Origin of the sequence: Roseibium algae (genome assembly GCF_037783265.1) — a bacterium.
Taxonomy (GTDB): domain Bacteria; phylum Pseudomonadota; class Alphaproteobacteria; order Rhizobiales; family Stappiaceae; genus Roseibium; species Roseibium algae.
Genome location: NZ_JBAKIA010000013.1, coordinates 1 through 17,486 on the forward strand (window position 1 = coordinate 1; position 17,486 = coordinate 17,486).

Annotated in this window: 15 protein-coding genes; 4 read left to right on the top strand and 11 right to left on the bottom strand. The window is 53.8% G+C overall.

Features of this window, described 5'->3' with window-relative positions; all coding sequences use genetic code 11:
- Positions 1 to 772 precede the first annotated feature (772 nt).
- Positions 773 to 2,710, top strand: a complete 1,938-nt coding sequence (locus V6575_RS16700; RefSeq protein ID WP_340275965.1) for a peptidoglycan DD-metalloendopeptidase family protein — start codon at positions 773 to 775, stop codon at positions 2,708 to 2,710.
- Positions 2,711 to 2,790: 80 nt separating this feature from the next.
- Here the strand turns inward: V6575_RS16700 and clpB are convergent, their stop codons facing one another.
- From clpB to V6575_RS16730, 6 genes are all read right to left on the bottom strand, one after another.
- Positions 2,791 to 5,391 (bottom strand): ATP-dependent chaperone ClpB, encoded by a 2,601-nt coding sequence (gene clpB / locus V6575_RS16705; protein ID WP_340275966.1) that lies wholly within the window; start codon positions 5,389 to 5,391, stop codon positions 2,791 to 2,793.
- A gap of 236 nt (positions 5,392 to 5,627) precedes the next feature.
- Entirely contained in the window at positions 5,628 to 6,611 is a 984-nt protein-coding gene (locus tag V6575_RS16710) for a DUF4167 domain-containing protein (protein WP_340275967.1), read from the bottom strand.
- Between the two features lie 403 nt (positions 6,612 to 7,014).
- Complete coding sequence (gene prmC / locus V6575_RS16715; protein ID WP_340275969.1) at positions 7,015 to 7,857, bottom strand: peptide chain release factor N(5)-glutamine methyltransferase; 843 nt, start codon at positions 7,855 to 7,857, stop codon at positions 7,015 to 7,017.
- Positions 7,858 to 7,860: 3 nt separating this feature from the next.
- Positions 7,861 to 8,934 (bottom strand): peptide chain release factor 1, encoded by a 1,074-nt coding sequence (gene prfA / locus V6575_RS16720; RefSeq protein WP_340275970.1) that lies wholly within the window; start codon positions 8,932 to 8,934, stop codon positions 7,861 to 7,863.
- 80 nt (positions 8,935 to 9,014) lie between these two features.
- Positions 9,015 to 11,282: a phosphoenolpyruvate--protein phosphotransferase gene (ptsP, locus tag V6575_RS16725; RefSeq protein ID WP_340275972.1), complete on the bottom strand. Its 2,268-nt coding sequence runs from the start codon at positions 11,280 to 11,282 to the stop codon at positions 9,015 to 9,017.
- Positions 11,283 to 11,356: 74 nt separating this feature from the next.
- Positions 11,357 to 12,607, bottom strand: a complete 1,251-nt coding sequence (locus V6575_RS16730) for an aspartate kinase (protein WP_340276154.1) — start codon at positions 12,605 to 12,607, stop codon at positions 11,357 to 11,359.
- Positions 12,608 to 12,791: 184 nt separating this feature from the next.
- On the opposite strand from V6575_RS16730, the gene ubiG reads away from it, so the two are divergent.
- Together ubiG and V6575_RS16740 are read left to right on the top strand one after the other, a co-directional pair.
- Positions 12,792 to 13,562, top strand: a complete 771-nt coding sequence (gene ubiG / locus V6575_RS16735; RefSeq protein ID WP_340275975.1) for a bifunctional 2-polyprenyl-6-hydroxyphenol methylase/3-demethylubiquinol 3-O-methyltransferase UbiG — start codon at positions 12,792 to 12,794, stop codon at positions 13,560 to 13,562.
- A 2-nt stretch (positions 13,563 to 13,564) separates the two neighbouring features.
- Positions 13,565 to 14,275 carry an alpha/beta fold hydrolase gene (locus V6575_RS16740; protein WP_340275976.1) on the top strand — a complete coding sequence of 237 codons (711 nt, stop codon included), beginning with the start codon at positions 13,565 to 13,567 and terminating at the stop codon, positions 14,273 to 14,275.
- 25 nt (positions 14,276 to 14,300) lie between these two features.
- Here V6575_RS16740 and V6575_RS16745 read toward each other — a convergent pair whose 3' ends face one another.
- The 4 genes from V6575_RS16745 to V6575_RS16760 form a co-directional block, all read right to left on the bottom strand.
- The gene (locus V6575_RS16745) at positions 14,301 to 14,867 is read right to left on the bottom strand and encodes a DUF1178 family protein (protein ID WP_340275977.1); all 567 of its coding nucleotides are present in this window, start codon (positions 14,865 to 14,867) and stop codon (positions 14,301 to 14,303) included.
- Positions 14,864 to 14,992, bottom strand: a complete 129-nt coding sequence (locus tag V6575_RS16750; protein ID WP_340275979.1) for a hypothetical protein — start codon at positions 14,990 to 14,992, stop codon at positions 14,864 to 14,866. Before V6575_RS16750 ends, V6575_RS16745 begins: the two co-directional genes overlap by 4 nt.
- A 31-nt stretch (positions 14,993 to 15,023) precedes the next feature.
- A complete protein-coding gene (gene grxC / locus V6575_RS16755) occupies positions 15,024 to 15,281 on the bottom strand; it encodes a glutaredoxin 3 (protein ID WP_340275980.1) in 258 nt (85 codons plus the stop codon).
- 90 nt (positions 15,282 to 15,371) lie between these two features.
- Positions 15,372 to 16,178, bottom strand: coding sequence for a ComF family protein (locus tag V6575_RS16760; protein WP_340275981.1), 807 nt, complete (start codon positions 16,176 to 16,178; stop codon positions 15,372 to 15,374).
- 99 nt (positions 16,179 to 16,277) lie between these two features.
- Between V6575_RS16760 and V6575_RS16765 the strand changes: the two genes are divergently transcribed.
- Entirely contained in the window at positions 16,278 to 17,177 is a 900-nt protein-coding gene (locus V6575_RS16765; protein WP_340275982.1) for a methyltransferase domain-containing protein, read from the top strand.
- Between the two features lie 58 nt (positions 17,178 to 17,235).
- Here the strand turns inward: V6575_RS16765 and V6575_RS16770 are convergent, their stop codons facing one another.
- Complete coding sequence (locus V6575_RS16770) at positions 17,236 to 17,466, bottom strand: Flp family type IVb pilin (RefSeq protein ID WP_340275983.1); 231 nt, start codon at positions 17,464 to 17,466, stop codon at positions 17,236 to 17,238.
- Between the last annotated feature and the right edge of the window lie 20 nt (positions 17,467 to 17,486).

A 17,486-nucleotide genomic window follows, 5' to 3' on the forward strand; every position in this document is an offset into this window, starting at 1 on the left:
TGCGTAACTCTCACTTAAAACACCCAGCCACATAAGCAACCGAGCATCCGCAAGAACAACGCCGTCCACGCTTCCCTTTCTTCAATATCATATTGTCAATGAACACTCAGATCAAAAAACCCGAGTTGAGACAGAAATACCATCGCCCTGTAGAGCGCCGACATCCGATTGTCTGGTAGAACCGACAGTGTGTGGCACCGCTTGTTGGCACCGTCGCTATCGTTGGAGCGGTTTATACGCAGCACCTCGGCATGAGTCAACAAGCATTGTCAAAAAAGATTCACAATTGCGCACATAGATTTAGAACTCGCGGATTTCTAACAATTTTTAGCCTCAGGCTACGGATATAACCATTAAATCGGTCTCATTTGCAGCTTACAATAGGATCATCATCTCACTTTTCCCTAGGAAATAGGAGGGTTAGGCGGCTCATCGGTTTGACCACCCATCTCGTCTCATCACAGATAGCCTTTAAAGAAGAATGGTGACTGCAAGCAGTAACCATCACGACAATGATAACGGTCCCGGGATTCTCCATGCGCCTTAGGTCATATCACTTCGAGGCACTATTTCGCCCTTATTAGAACTCGACCTAGGATGAGATATTCCTGCCCTACTCCTGCCTGAATATAACGACATTTAAGAATGGGTTTATTTTTGCTGCTTTTGTTTGACCTTTTGGGCTCAAACCGGCATTTTCGCGCAGCATGCAATTACAAGCAGTCAGGTTATCGCTCATATGCAACTAAGGCCGTTTCAATCCGCGCATCATATGAACGTGGTCCTCGGGGATGAGGAGCCACTGGTCGTCGACGATGATCGAAACGGCCTGCCTGACAGGCGAAGAGTTTCCCTCAGATGGCTAACGGGCACCATTTTGACCGGCCTGACGTCCATGATGCTTATGGGAGGAGCCTTGATTGCAGCGCTTGACGGACAATACAGTGTTTCTGCTGCGACGGCTCCAACGGATTTCTCGCAGCCACAAGGCATCGAAAGCCTCCTGGCTGGAGGTGCAAAGGGTGACAAAATTTCTCGTCCTGCGGCCGAATTCGCCAACAAGCAAGTCATTCCCGTAAACGTCGTCACCAAAGATGGCGATAGGGAACATATCTCGGTTCGAGACTATACTCTTGTGATCTCAAGTCTGGCGACCCGCAAAAACCAGAAACTGACACCAGAAATTCCGACATTCAATCCCTTGAACATGTTCTCCGACGTTCAGACCATTCCAGAAAGCTCTGTCCCGGACACAGTATTTTCGAACTCGACTTATGGCGCCAAGCTTGAAGGGGAAATCAGCATTTCCCTGACGCAATTCCCCACCGATAGCCCATTGATTGAAGCCGATCAGGCGCTTCCGGAATCGGAGATTGAGGAGAAGGTGCGTCAGACAGCCAGGTTCCTCGCCGTTGACACCGTAGATACAGCCGCAAGAACGCTTGTGGATCCGGCACGGTTCGATTTCAATTTGGCCCGGCAATCCGAATTTACTCGCCTTGCGGTCCGCATCACTCCGGAGAACGTATCCTTCATCTCCAAACAGGATGATCAGGTTCGATACACCGGCATGGACGAAAAGATCGTTCCCATAGCAGATGAAACCGATTTGACCGATGTTCTCTTAGACAATGACGTCAGCCCCCAGGATGCAGAACTCATAGCAGCAGCCTTTGCGGATCAATACGACCTGACAATGCTGCAACCCGGCCACCGGCTTCGGATTGCCTATGCCCCGTCCATCGATGGATCATCTCAGATGCGCGCTGAACGGATTAGTCTCTATTCCGACAAAGTTCATCAAGCCACTGTGGCGCGATCCGATACCGGAGCCTATGTCGTCGCAAAGGCCCCAACGAATTTCCTTGCTGATGCATTTGCCGAAGCAGATCGGGTTTCCTATGGCGGCCAGACGCCTGTTCTTTATGACAGCCTGTATCAAACAGCGCTTGAGCAAAAAATGGCCCGGCCACTTATAGATGAGCTAATCCGGATCTTCTCGTTTGATGTCGATTTCAATGCCCGGGTTCAACCAGGCGATTCACTGGAAGTCTTCTACGGTGACAATGACGAAAACACCGCTCCAGAAGTTCTGTATGCGGGATTGAACACCGGCTCCAGCACCCGCCGCTACTATCGCTTCCGCACACCTGATGACGGGTTGGTCGACTTCTACGATGCAAACGGGCAAAGCGCGAAGAAATTCCTGATGCGGAAACCCGTTTCCGGCGGGCGTTTCCGGTCCGGCTTCGGCATGCGTCGCCATCCAATATACAAATACCGGAAAATGCATACCGGCGTCGATTGGTCTGCGCCGCGCGGAACACCAATCATGGTGGCCGGCAATGGAACAGTCACAAAGGCTGGCTGGAGCTCCGGATATGGCCGCCGTATCGAAGTCCGCCACGCCAACGGCTATGCCACCACCTATAATCACATGTCCGGGTTCGCAAAAGGCATAAAAGAAGGCGTAAAAGTGCGTCAGGGCCAGATCATCGGCTATGTCGGCTCCACTGGCCTATCGACCGGTCCGCACCTTCATTATGAAGTCCTGGTCAACAAACGCTACGTTGACCCGATGCGCATACGCCTGCCACGCGGCCGAGTTCTTGATGGCGACATGTTGACGGCCTTTGAGACCGAACGCATGAGGATTGACACATTACTTGACAGGACACGCCCTCCATCGCGGGTTGCCTCAAAACAATAAGCTCATCAAGACAGAATAATAGAAGACACAAAAAAGCCGGCACATCAGATACCGGCTTTTTACAGTTCAAATCAGGCAAATCAAGCGGCAGCAGCAGCCACTTGCTGACTTGTTGTGAAGATCAGACGGTCCCCACCAGTCGAGACTTCGATAAGCTGCCCTTCAGAAACTTCCCCCGCAAGAAGCTTTTCCGCCAGAGGGTCCTGAACCTCTTTCTGGATCACTCGCTTCAACGGACGCGCACCATAGGCAGGGTCGTATCCCTTCTGTGCAAGCCAATTAACCGCATCATTCTCCAATGACAGGGAGATCTTCCTGTCAATCAGCAGAGCCCTCAAACGTTCCAACTGAATGGCCACGATATCCGCCATCTGCGAACGCTGCAGGCGATGGAACAAGACGATTTCATCAAGCCGGTTCAGGAACTCAGGGCGAAAATGTCCGCGAACAGTTCCCATCACCTGATCACGCACCGCATCCGTGTCTTCGCCCTCCGGTTGATTGACCAGATACTCTGCCCCCAGATTGGAGGTCATGATGATCAAGGTATTGCGGAAATCTACGGTCCGCCCCTGGCCATCGGTCAGTCTACCATCATCGAGAACCTGCAGAAGCACATTGAACACATCAGGATGCGCCTTTTCGATCTCGTCGAACAGGACCACCTGATAGGGCCGCCGCCGGACACTCTCAGTCAAGGCACCACCTTCCTCATATCCGACATAGCCAGGAGGGGCTCCAATCAGCCGGGCAACGGAATGCTTCTCCATATATTCCGACATATCGATCCGAACCATCGAGGTATCATCGTCAAACAGGAAACGGGCCAGCGCTTTGGTCAACTCTGTTTTGCCCACACCTGTTGGGCCGAGAAACATGAACGAACCGATAGGCCGATTCGGGTCCTGAAGACCGGCACGCGCACGCCGAACCGCTGTGGAGACCGAATGGATCGCTTCGGATTGCCCGACAACCTGTTTGGCCAACACATCTTCCATGCGAAGAAGTTTTTCGCGCTCCCCTTCAAGCATGCGGTCTACAGGAATGCCCGACCACTTTGAAACGACCTGAGCCACATGCGCCACTGTCACGGCTTCATCCACCATGGGATCGCCTGCGTCACTGGCTTCGGCCTCGCTCAACTGGCGCTCAAGATCGGGAACAACGCCATAGGCAAGCTCTCCCGCTTTGGCCAAGTCGCCGCGCCGTTGGGCAATTTCCAAATCGATCCGCGCCTGCTCCAGCTGCTCCTTGACCTTTTGCTCGAGATTAAGCTTGTCTTTCTCACCCTGCCACCTGCGCGTCAGAACGTCGGACTCTTCTTCCAGATCAGACAGTTCTTTTTCAAGTGATAGAAGTCGATCCCGCGCAGCAGGGTCATCTTCCTTTTTCAAGGCTTCACGTTCGATCTTCAGTTGGATAATTCGCCTGTCCAGCTCATCAAGTTCTTCCGGCTTGGAGTCCACTTGCATTCGAAGGCGGCTGGCAGCCTCATCAATAAGGTCAATAGCCTTATCCGGCAGAAACCGATCCGTGATGTAGCGGTTCGACATGGTCGCAGCTGATACAATTGCAGAATCCGTGATCCGAACCCCATGATGCAATTCATACTTGTCCTTGATCCCGCGAAGAATAGAGATTGTATCCTCAACGGTTGGCTCGCTGACGAACACGGGCTGAAACCGACGAGCGAGCGCCGCATCTTTTTCAACATGCTTGCGATACTCATCAAGCGTGGTCGCGCCGACGCAATGCAACTCGCCTCGTGCAAGAGACGGCTTCAGAAGATTGGACGCATCCATGGCGCCATCCGCCTTACCAGCTCCGACAAGCGTATGCATCTCGTCAATAAACAGCACGATTCCGCCCGCTGCAGATTCAACTTCGGACAGGACTGCCTTCAAACGTTCCTCGAATTCACCGCGATATTTTGCGCCCGCAATCAAAGACCCCATATCCAGCGCCAGCAAGCGCTTATCTTTGAGGGATTCCGGGACATCGCCATTTACAATGCGCAGCGCCAAGCCTTCAGCAATGGCTGTCTTGCCAACACCAGGTTCGCCAATCAACACCGGATTATTCTTGGTCCGACGCGACAGAACCTGAATTGTCCGACGAATTTCCTCGTCCCTGCCAATCACCGGATCAAGCTTGCCGTCTCTTGCCGCCTGAGTCAGATCGCGCGAATATTTTTTCAGCGCGTCATATTGGTTTTCAGCCGTAGCACTGTCCGCAGTCCGTCCCTGACGAAGGGAATTAATCGCCTCATTCAGGCCATTCGGCGTCACACCCGCTGAGGCAAATAGCTTGCCCAGATCGCTTTCGGCTTCCATGACCAAAGACAGCAAAAGCCTCTCGACGGTGACAAAACTGTCCCCGGCCTTTTCAGCAATTCTCTCGGCCTGTTCGAAAACACGCGCAACCTCTGGAGACAAATACAGCTGTCCATTGCCACCGGAGACCTTTGGCATCTTGCCAAGGGCAGTTTCAACGTCACTCCTGAGAACCCTTGGATCACCTCCAGCCTTTTCAATCAGGCCGTTGGCCATGCCTTCCTGGTCATCAAGTAAAACCTTGGCAATATGCACCGGGGTGAATTTCTGATGCCCTTGGCCCATCGCAAAAGTCTGGGCGGATTGAATAAACCCACGCGCCCGTTCTGTGTACTTTTCTACGTTCATTTTATAACTCCAGACCACCTGATCACCCGAAGCATGATCGGTTTTAAGGATTCCGGACCTTCCTCAGAAGCGCCCGAGCGATCTCGATGAGCATCGCTCCCTTGATATAGTGTTGCATAATCACAACAAAAGAGGGCCATCCAAATTTCTGCAAAACTCAACACAGGAGGCAACGCAAAACGGCGCCCAATGGGCGCCGTTCATTCGATCTCTCAAAGCCCAACGTAGAGCTGAGATCATTCTCCCGCAGGCGTAACCTCTGGTGCATCCTCGACAGGCTTCACCTTACGAGCCCGCGGCGCGCGCTTTGGTTTAGGCTTCGGCTTCACAGCTTCTTCCCCAACTTCAACGACGGCGTCAGCCACTGGGGCCGCGACAGGAACGTCGACTGGAGTCACAGGAACCTCAGCAGCAACAGGCGCTGCCTCAACGGCTTCAGTCACTAGGACAGGTGTCTCAGTATCACCCTCGGCAACCGCAGGCTTCACACCCCGACCACGCGTACCACGAATACGCCGACGCGGCTTAGCGTCCTCATTTTCGGGCGTTTCTTCAACCGGCTGTTCCGAACGACCCTTCACCTGACCAGCTGCGTCAATCACAGGCATATGATCGATGAATGGCTGCGGGCTATCCTCAGCAACGTATTCTTCCTGCTTTTCTGCAGGCTCAACACGAGGTGAACGAACGACCCGTTCAGGACGATTAGGTCTATCGGGCCGATCTGGACGCTCAGTCCGGTTCGGTCGCTCGGCACGTTCATGCCGATCCGCACGATCTGGTCGCTCTGCGCGTTCAGGACGGTCCTGTCGCTCTGGCCGGTCTTGTCGATCTGACCGGTCTTGTCGATCTGACCGCCCTGCACGTTCTGGCCTATCTTGTCGCCCTGCACGTTCATGTCGATCTGGCCGCTGACGCCGTTCATTTTGAACCGGTGCTGCAACTTCTTCGTCGCCATCACCATCGTCATCGTCATCGTTCACATGCTGCGAAGCTGCAGGCTGTTGAGCCTGAGCTGCGGCAACAATGCGAAGATAATGCTCGGCATGCTGGAAATAGTTTTCCGACATGATCCGATCACCTGATACCTGAGCATCACGGGCAAGCTGTTGATACTTTTCCGCAACATGCAGAGCCGTACCGCGAATTTTCACGTCCGGTCCATTCGATTCGTAGGACCGACTGAGCGGGTTTGGGCCTTTACGGCTGCGTCCACGCATACGTTTGTTGTTCTGATTTCCTGGTCTCATCCTGCCGTTTTCTCTTAAAGAACGGCGACCAGCTGAAGCTGGCCCAACATCGGAATTGCCTAAATACCGATACGAAATAGCTACCGAAACCAATCATGAAGATTAGCGGCTGTCCTTTGCAAAAGACATCACGAGTTCCAAGCCACCGCAACGCGGTAAATGAAATCGCCATATTCTGCGACAGTCCGAAAGTCCGGTTGCTCCGTTACACAACGGGATCCAAAATGCGATTTTTTGCGTATGGCTCCACGCTGCCGGTTAGGCATGCCCCGCTAATCGCTGATCACAATACTCCGGTCTCGGCGAGGAGAAACTAACTGTTTCCGCTTGGTTTTCCAAGCGCTTTTTCAAGATAGTCTTAAAACTGGACCAATCATCCTTTCGCAGCGACCAGAACCCGGTCATTTCCGGACAAATCTTGAATGATTTCAACGTCTCGAAAACCACCGCTGCACAGCAATATCTGCACTTCTTCGGCTTGATCAAAGCCAATCTCAAGAGCGATTCGCCCCATTGGCGCAAGAACGGCGGCGGCTTGCGCGACAATAACGCGATAGGCATCCAGCCCATCTTCCCCACCATCAAGCGCAAGAGCCGGATCATTCTCACGTACCTCGCAAGAAAGCTGCTCCATAACCTCGGTACGGATATAAGGCGGGTTGCTAATTATCCAATCGAACCCGACCCCGAGTGCAGTTGCATGATCTGCACAGACACCAAAAAACCGCTCATCCACACCATGGCGCTTTGCGTTGGCACAAGCACAGTCCAAAGCACTCTCTGACAAATCGATAGCCACGCATCGCGCTTGCGCCAGCTCACTCAACAAAGCGATTGCGATTGCTCCGGTGCCGGTTCCAATGTCCGCCAGAACAACAGCGGCCTCAGGTTTCATCCTGCTCAAAACCGCGTCTACCAGCGTCTCCGTATCCGGCCGCGGTTCCAAGGTCGACGCATTGAGTGCAAACGACAGCCCCCAAAATTCGCGCTCACCCAATATCCGCCCGACTGGCATGCCCATAAGGCGCTGTGCCGCATAGTGTTCTATTTGCAAACGTGCAGCGTCTGGAGCCAACTCGTCTTCGCGCAAGAGCATCTGCGATGTCGATAGATCCAGAGCCGCTGAAACCAGAATGCGTGCATCCAGATCAGGCGTTTCCAGCTCTGCAGCCCGAAATTTGGCCCGAACGTTCCGGTAAAGGCCGCCAATCGTCATGTTTTATTCCTCTTCAGCCGCCAAAAGAGACGCCTGATGATCCACGATAAGAGCTTCAATGACTTCGCCCAGGGCTTCGCCTGCAATAATCTGATCGAGTTTGTAGAGGGTCAGGCCGATCCGATGGTCTGTCACACGACCTTGAGGGAAATTGTAAGTCCGAATGCGTTCAGACCGATCTCCAGACCCGACCTGCAAACGCCTCGCCTCAGTCCGTTCATCCGCTGCACGATCCCGCTCAACGTCATAAATGCGAGCCCGAAGCAATTGCATAGCCCGCGCCTTGTTCTTGTGCTGAGACCGCTCGTCCTGCACGGAAACGACGATATTGGTCGGAAGGTGAGTAATGCGAACAGCAGAATCCGTTGTGTTAACGTGCTGACCACCGGCACCAGATGCCCTGAAAGTGTCGATACGCAAGTCGCTCTCTTGAACATCAACATCCACTTCCTCGGCTTGCGGCAACACCGCAACCGTGGCCGCTGAAGTATGAATACGGCCGCCAGATTCCGTTGCGGGCACCCGCTGGACCCGGTGCACTCCAGACTCAAACTTCATCTTGGCAAAGACGTTATCGCCAGACACGGAGGCAATGACTTCCTTGAAGCCGCCGACTTCGCCTTCACTGGCAGACAGGATCTCGACCTTCCATCCGTTCAATTCAGCGAAGCGCTGATACATCCGGAAGAGATGCCCGGCAAACAAAGCAGCTTCATCACCGCCCGTACCAGCACGCACTTCCAAAATGGCGTCATTGGCATCCGCTTCATCTTTAGGCAGCAAGCCAAGCCGGACATCCTGAGCCAATGCCCCCAGACTTTCGATGATCTCATGCCGTTCAGCTTCGGCAAGTTCTTTCATCTCCGGATCAATATCCGGATCTGCCAACAATGTATCGACCTCAGTCATCTCGTCTTGCGCTTTGAGCAAGGCGCGCACCTTGGCAACCAAAGGCTCCAGACCGGCGTACTCTCTTGCAAGCTTCACATAAGCTGAAGGATCCGGATTGGCGGACATTCTGTGTTCCAGCTCAGCGAAACGATCGAGCAATGTATCAAGCTTGCTTCGCGCCAGCATGAGAGCAGGTCTCCTTAAAAATCCCGAAGGAAAGAGTGGTTCGTTGGCCAGCGCATAGACCCACTGAGTGAGCCCGTCGCCTAAATTACCACATCCATTTCAGATGCATATCGTCGAAGGAAATCCCGGATATCGGTTTCCCTGTGCCCAGGCTCAAGCCGTGGCAGAAGCCTGGCAGACAGGCGCCCAGCATCAAGAGTGCGCAGCATTGCCTTTACCGGCCCAAGTGAGGCAGGCGACATGGACAGATAGCGAAACCCGAGACCGATCAGCGCCATGGCCTCAAGCGGGCGACCAGCAAGCTCACCGCAAAGAGTCACTGGCACATGTGCTGAATCAGCCTTGTCGATGATGCTCTTCAATGCCCGCAAAAACCCGACACTCAACGTATCAAACCTGTTGGCGACACGCGTGTTTCCCCGATCAACGGCACAAAAGAACTGAAACAGATCGTTCGACCCAACCGAGACGAAGTCGACTTCCGCCAAAAGCTCGTCCAATTGGAACAACAAGGAGGGCACTTCGATCATCACACCAAGCTGGATCCTATCCGGCACGGAGTGACCATGCAGGCGCAGGTGCTTCAATTCTTTATCGACCAATTCACGGGCGCTCAAAAACTCTGAAACATCCGCCACCATCGGGAACATCAGTTTCAGGCCATAATCGGCGCTCGCCTTCAGCAATGCCCTGATCTGGGTCCGCAAAAGCCCTGGCCGATCCAGCCCCAGTCGCAAGGCCCTCCAGCCCATCGCCGGGTTTTCTTCCTGGATAGATCTAAGATAGGGAAGAACCTTGTCCCCGCCAACATCAAGAGACCGAAAGGTGACAGGCTTTCCGCCTGCTGCCATCAGGACCTGTTCATACTGCGCCTGTTGTTCCCGCATACGGGGGAAAGACGAGGCCACCATGAACTGCAATTCGGTACGAAACAGTCCAACACCGGCAGCACCAGATTCCGCCAAATGCGGTAGATCTACAAGCAGTCCGGCGTTCATTTGCAGCGATATGTCAACGCCATCCTTGGTAACGGATGGTTTGTTCCGCAAACGACGATATTGCGCTTGCCGGCGGGCACGGAATTTGACCTTTTCTGCGTAGGCATTCTCGACGTCCTGCGCCGGACGCAAATGAACTTCGCCAGCCTCACCATCGACGATAATCGCATCCCCGGCATCAGCCAGGCTAACGATATCCTCAACTTGCCCGACCATCGGGATTCCAAGCGCTCGGCCAACGATCGTCACATGACTTGTAGGTCCGCCTTCTTCCAGAACCAGGCCACGAATTCGGTCCCGTCCATAGTCCAGAAGCTCCGCAGCGCCCATATTGCGTGCCACAATGATCGCGTCCTGCGGCAAATCGGCCAAACTTGGCCCATGTCCACGCCCCATAAGTTCGCGGATCAGCCGATGCGCAAGATCATCAAGATCATGCAAGCGCTCACGCAAATAAGGGTCCGTCTGTCGCAACATACGCGCACGCATGTCACTTTGAACTTTTTCAACCGCAGCTTCAGCGGTCAAGCCATTGCGAATGGCCTCTTCGATTTTCCGAGTCCAGCCACGATCATAGGCAAACATCCGATAGGCTTCGAGAACATCGCGATGTTCACCCGTTCCAGCGATATCACCGCTGGCCAGCAAATCATCGATGGAAAGCCGCAACCGATTGATCGCGCCATCAAGGCGGGTCTTCTCTGCGTCGGTATCTTCCGCAATCAGGTTGGTTACGACGACACGAGGTTCATGAAGCACCACATGACCAAGGCCGACACCATCGGCCAGCGCCACACCATCCGCATGGATCGGACGTGACATATCAAGACCGGTGGCTTTTTGCGCAATAGCTTCCAGCTCACCGGCGGCAACCATTTCAGCAATCACCATTGCCGTGGTCTGCAAAGCCTCGACTTCATCTTCAAGATAAGTTCTATGAGACTGGTTCTGAACGACAAGAACACCCAGCGTCCGCCCTGCTCTCAGGATCGGCACCCCGAGGAAGGAATTATAGGCCTCTTCGCCAGTTTCTGGCAGGTAAGCAAAGCCCGGATGAGCCCGCGCATTGGGCAAGTTCAGAGGACGCGCTTCAGCTGCGATAAGACCGACAAGGCCCTGGCCGACGCGCAGAGAAGCCTGATGAACGGCGTCTCTATTGAGGCCCTCTGTCGCATAAAGCTCCAGAACGCCATCGGCTCTCAGGATATAAACAGAGCAGACCTCAGCGACCACATTTGATGCAATCAGGACCACTATCTTGTCGAGTCGTTCCTGCGCCTTGATCGGCTCCGCCATGACTTCACGGAGCCGGCGGAGCAACAGGCGCGGACCGGCCAGGTTGCTGCGCATCGCTTTACCTCGTCATGTCCGGGAGGCCGCGCGCAAATTTACGATTTTTCCACGCAGCGGCGAGTCGGAACGTTCTATCCATCCAATCCATATAACGAATGGAGAGTCCGGACTGCAAGTTCAGTATAGGCGGAATCGATCAAGACGGAGATTTTAATCTCTGAAGTCGTGATTGCGCGAATATTAATTCCCTTTTCGCCCAACCCGCGGAAACAATCTGCAGCGATACCCGCATGGGATCGCATCCCAATCCCGATTACCGAGACTTTGACAACATCCTTGGCACCTTCCAGATTCTGAAATCCAATGTCAGGACGGTTGTCTTCGAGAACCTGGATGGCTCTTTGATAGTCAGTTTCCGGCACAGTAAAGGTGATGTCCGTTGTCTTACCATCAGGCGAGATGTTCTGAACGATCATGTCCACATTGATATTGGCATCCGCAAGGGGGCCAAACACAGACTGCGCGACGCCCGGCTTATCAGCCACATCGCGAATTGAAATCTGGGCTTCATCCTTGGCAAATGCAATGCCTGTGACAACTTGCTGTTCCACGAGTTCATCCTCGTCGCAGATAAGGGTTCCGGGGGGAAGATCGCCAACGCCAACCTGTGGCGCATCCGGATCATCGAAGCTGGAGCGCACAAACGTTCTCACGCCGTGAACCATAGCCATTTCAACTGAGCGTACTTGAAGTACCTTTGCACCCAGCGAAGCCATTTCAAGCATTTCCTCGAAGGACACACGATCAAGTCGGCGGGCCTTGGGAACAATACGTGGATCGGTCGTATAGACCCCGTCCACATCGGTATAGATATCGCAACGATCGGCCTTGATGGCCGCCGCTATAGCCACCGCACTTGTGTCTGAACCACCACGACCAAGGGTCGCAATCCGGTTATCTGGAGAGATCCCCTGAAACCCGGCAAGAACACCGACCTGTCCTTGGGAGAGGCGCTCGACTAAAAAACTGCCGTCAATTTCCTTGATACGGGCAGCCCCGTGGTTCTCATCTGTTTTGAGTGGCACCTGCCAACCTTGCCAAGAGCGTGCATTAACACCCATGTCCTGAAGCACGATGGCAAGCAAACCAGATGTCACTTGCTCACCAGAGGCAACAACAGCGTCATATTCGCGTGCATCGTGCATAGGGGACGCTTCGCGGCAATATTCCACAAGCTTGTTTGTTTGCCCTGACATGGCGGAGACAACTACTGCCACCTCATGTCCGGCTTCCACTTCACGTTTAACGTGGCGGGCCGCATTTCGGATACGGTCCAGGTCGGCAACCGATGTACCGCCAAATTTTAAAACCAGTCGCGCCATTGCTGTCGTATTCTTTTCATCAAGGAACGAGGGCGCTATGAGCACCCAGCGGATCGGGCGCATCAATACAGGTCCATCGCGCTTGCCGCAACACCGCACCTTGACAAAAGAGACCGGACCTTGAAACACACTGGACCAATCAGGGGCTGCACCTATATTCCGTCCCTAAAGAAAAGGAACCGAGATGGCTGAGGCAAACAAGACGACTGAAGGCACGGTTGACGAAGCCGAAGTGGCCCGTTTTTCCGCCATGGCAGCCGAGTGGTGGGATCCAACCGGTAAATTCAAACCCTTGCATAAATTCAGCCCGGTCCGCCTGTCTTACATAAAAGAGGCAGTTTGCAAGCAATTTGATCGCGATCCCAAAGCACCTGATGCCTTCAAGGGTCTGCGATTCCTTGACATTGGCTGCGGCGGTGGACTTCTCAGCGAACCAATGGCGCGTCTTGGCGCGGAGGTTGTCGGAGCCGACCCTTCTAAGGTCAACATCGAAATCGCCAAGACACATATGAAAAGCTCTGGGTTGGAAATCGACTACCGCGCAGAAACATCCGAACAGCTCGCCGAAGCCGGTGAGACATTCGATATTGTCCTGAACATGGAAGTTGTCGAACACGTCGCAGACGTGCCGCTCTTTCTGTCAGAGACAGCCAGCATGGTTCGCCCGGGCGGACTGATGTTCGTCGCGACCATCAACAGGACCCTCAAGGCCTATGCATTGGCCATCGTTGGCGCGGAATATGTCCTGCGCTGGCTTCCCAGGGGCACACATTCTTTCGAAAAACTCGTGCGTCCTGGTGAAATTGAAGGTCCGCTTACAGCCTCAGGCATGCAGATCATCGATAGAACCGGCGTGACCTATAACCCTCTGCTCGACAGCTGGAACAAGTCACGAGACATGGATGTCAACTACATGCTGCTTGCTGAACGCGGACCGATTTCAGGAAAAGCATAATCATGGAACCGATTGTCTTCATTCCCGGTCTTCTGTGCACCGAAATCCTGTTTGCACCGCAGATTGTTGCCTTCAGCGATAGACCTATCCTGGTCGCAGACCATCGTCGGCATGAAACAATCGCCGAAATAGCGGACAGCATTCTGGACACTGCACCAGAAAGCTTTGCCCTCGCAGGCCTCTCCATGGGCGGTTACATCGCCATGGAGATCATGCGAAAAGCCCCAGAACGTATCACCCGGCTCGCCTTGCTCGATACCAATTCCCGCCCTGACACAGCCGATCAGATCAAGCGACGGAAATTTCTAATCAAGTTGACAGTCGAAAAGGGCTTTGGAAAAATCCCGCATCTTCTCTACCCTGGCTTTGTTCATGCAGATCTGGAAAACGATGAAGACATGAAGGCGACAGTTGTCGAGATGGCGACTGAAACCGGCGGTGAAGCCTTTATCCGTCAGATAAAGGCTGTGATTGGGCGGCAAGATTCACGTCCGCAGCTTAATGACATCAAATGCCCCACACTGGTTCTAGTGGGTGACGGTGACACACTGACACCGCCATCGCGTGCTCAGGAAATCCATGAATTGATCCCAGGAAGCAAACTCGCTGTCATCGAAGGCTGCGGACACCTTGCGACGCTGGAAGCGCCCAGCGCCGTTACAGCAGAACTGAAAAAATGGATGGATAACAGCTCCATGCATTCTCCGCGCTAAACGCGAAATTCACGTGATCAAACTGTCAGTTTTTTTCTTCCGGCAAAACTGGCAGCGGCAGCACAGAAATTCCCTCTTCGATCAGGGATTTAGCGTCGTCTTTGGTAGTCTCGCCGTAGATATTCCGTTCTTTCGTCTCACCGTAGTGAATTTTGCGTGCCTCCTCAGCAAAGTCCTTGCCGACATAGTCGGAAGTCTCTGTGATCTTCTTCCGCAAGCCCTTCAGGGCCTCCAGTATTTCCTTATGCTTCGAATCCATAGGAACAAGAGCTGATCTCTCAGCAGCTACAGGCTCAGCTGCGCCGCGCTCGACTGCAGACGGCGCGATAGCTGTCGCTGTTGCTGCAGCCCCAGGCTCTGCAGTAGGTGTCTCGATGGCATTTGACCCGGCACCACCCTCTGGGACAGGTCTGTTTTCCTTGGATCTGGATGTGGAAATTGCCGGAGCCATCAAACCCTTTTGCACGTTAACGGAACCACAGGCAGGGCAAGTCACAAGCCCAGCTGCAATCTGACGATCAAAATCTTCGGAATTACGAAACCAGCCCTCAAAACGATGAGATGCCTCGCACGCAAGCGTAAAACGGATCAAGTCCGCACCTCCGCAGACAAGTCACAGATGCCAAGCAACATTGCACTATCCCTCACCAGGGCGTCCCGCGCCATGAGATCATGATTGCTTCGCAACAAAACACCGGCGACAACAAATTCACTCATTGCGAAACTCCAGAAAAGACACGGATCAGCTTTAGGAAGCCACCAGCGCATCAAGTTTACCTGCGCGCTCGAGATCATGCAGCTCATCACAACCTCCAACGTGAGTACTGCCAACAAAGACTTGCGGGAAGGTTGACCGACCATTGGCCTTTTCAACCATTTCCTGCCTCAAAGCTGGATTGAAAGTCGCATCGAATTCCTCAAAGGCAATGCCCTTTTTCTCAAACAAACGCTTTGCCGCCGTACAAAATCCGCAAAGCTGGCGTGTGTAGATTACGACTTCGGCCATTTCATTTCCTAATTTTCAAGGGAAAGCATTCAGCGATTTGGATTTGTATATATGGGCTTGCATGGTATGAGCACAAGCCATGGGCTTAGCTCACCTGTCTTCATGGCCATCCTCGTTGACCGCCACCGCGAATGTCAGCACATCAACAGAGACAGCCCCCGCCTTGCGCAGTACCTTTGTGCAAGCCGCCACAGTTGATCCCGTTGTCAGCACATCATCAATGAGCAGCACAGGACGTCCGTGAACCTGGTTCTCCCAGCCGTTCCGCAATTTAAATGCCCCGCGAACATTTGTTTGCCTCGCGGAAGAATCCAGCCCGACCTGCTGCCGCGTTCGTCGCGCTCGCTGCAAAAGCATCGGATCCCAGTCAAGCCCAGCTTCCCGCGCCACCACCCGCGCCAAATCTGCAGATTGATTGAAGCGGCGTTGCCAGAGACGAAAGCGATGCAGTGGAACGGGAATTACTAACGTCTCTGGCATAATCAACTCTCTACCGGCCTGAGCCATCCAGCTCCCCATTGGTTCCGCGAGGTCCCGGCGTCTGTTAAACTTCAGAGAAAGCACCAAGGATCGCGCAATCCCCTGATAGGTCGCAACCGCACTCGCCTTGTCAAAAACCGGCGGGTCCATGATTGCCCGTGCACTCAGCCCGCCTTCTCCAAGGTCGTGAGAAAAAGGCGTGCCATATCGGGCACAGACCGGTGCCGCCAAATACGCCATGCCCTGCCAACATCGGCCACACAAATTGCCTGGAGTGGCGACACGTGCCTGACAAGCCAAACATCGAGGCGGCAAAACCAAGTCCAGCATAGCCCGACCAGCAACCTTCCCTGCCAAGCTCAGCATTCCTGCCCTAAACTGCACCTTTTCAAAGCCTGAAATCGACGTACGCGCCATCACTGCCTTCCCCATCATCCTGTGGAGATCCTATCATGTTTTGACGCAGCCGCGGCAAAGGCCCATATGTCAGTTCATATGAAACCGAACGGACGCGCAATGACACAGCCAGACCTTTTTGACCGCAGCTTGCTCAAGCGCCGCCGCCTACGTGCGCTCAAGGAAGCAAAACCAGGCAGCGACTTTCTGCTGGAGACGGTCGCCGAAGATCTCGCCGATCGTCTCGCCATCCAAAGCCGAAACTTTGACACCGCTGTCGAGCTGGGCGGCCACACGGGACGAATTACATCCGTGCTTCGAGAGAGCGGGAAAGTCGAAACTGTGTGGCGCGGCGATTTATTGTGTTCAGAAACCTGCGACGCAAACGGGCCAGACTTTGTCTTTGATGATGCGTTGCCGCCGCTTCGCGAGAAAAGCTTGGGCCTTGTCACCTCGGCGCTTTCCCTGCATTGGGTCAATGACCTTCCCGGCGCTCTGGTTCAGATCCGCCAGGCCTTGAAGCCGGATGGCTTGTTTCTCGGTGTGCTTCTTGGCGGTGATACCTTGCATGAACTCAGGGACGTGCTGATGCGTGCAGAGCTAGAAGTTACAGGCGGCGCCGCACCGCGTGTCTCTCCTTTTGCTGACACTCGTGACCTCGGCAGCCTACTTCAGCGTGCAGGGTTTGCGCTGCCTGTGACCGACATGGACAGATTGACGGTTCGCTATTCCAACATGTTTGGCTTGATGCAAGACCTCAGATCCATGGGAGCCACATCGGTCCTGGAGGAACGCAGTCGAAAACCGCTTCCAAAATCCGTTTTCCTAAGAGCCGCTGAACTCTACGCAGCAGACTATGCCGATCCGGACGGCAAAATTCGAGCAACGTTTGCCATGATATCCCTGTCAGGCTGGGCCCCGCATGAAAGCCAGCAGAAGCCGCTAAAACCGGGTTCTGCTAAGACACGTCTGGCCGATGCACTTGGAGTCAATGAGGTAGGAATCCAGAGAAACGATTAGCAGTCAGATAAATATCGAACTCAAGACCCATTGCAAGATCGTTTTAGACAAAGACAAATTAGCTATCTGCGCTGCCGTCGCCGCTTAAAGCGCCAGAAAGGACACCAAAAACATCATCTCTAATCGTTTCACCGATTGCTAATATAGTGCCCATGATTGCGAGAGTGATCATGCCGATCATAAGACCATACTCGACCGCGGTACTGCCGGATTCATCAGCCGCAAACCGTTGGACGACACCCCGGGCATCAAAAGCAATCGACCTGACTTGAGATAGGAGGTTTTGCATTCGGTGTCCCTTTGACAATC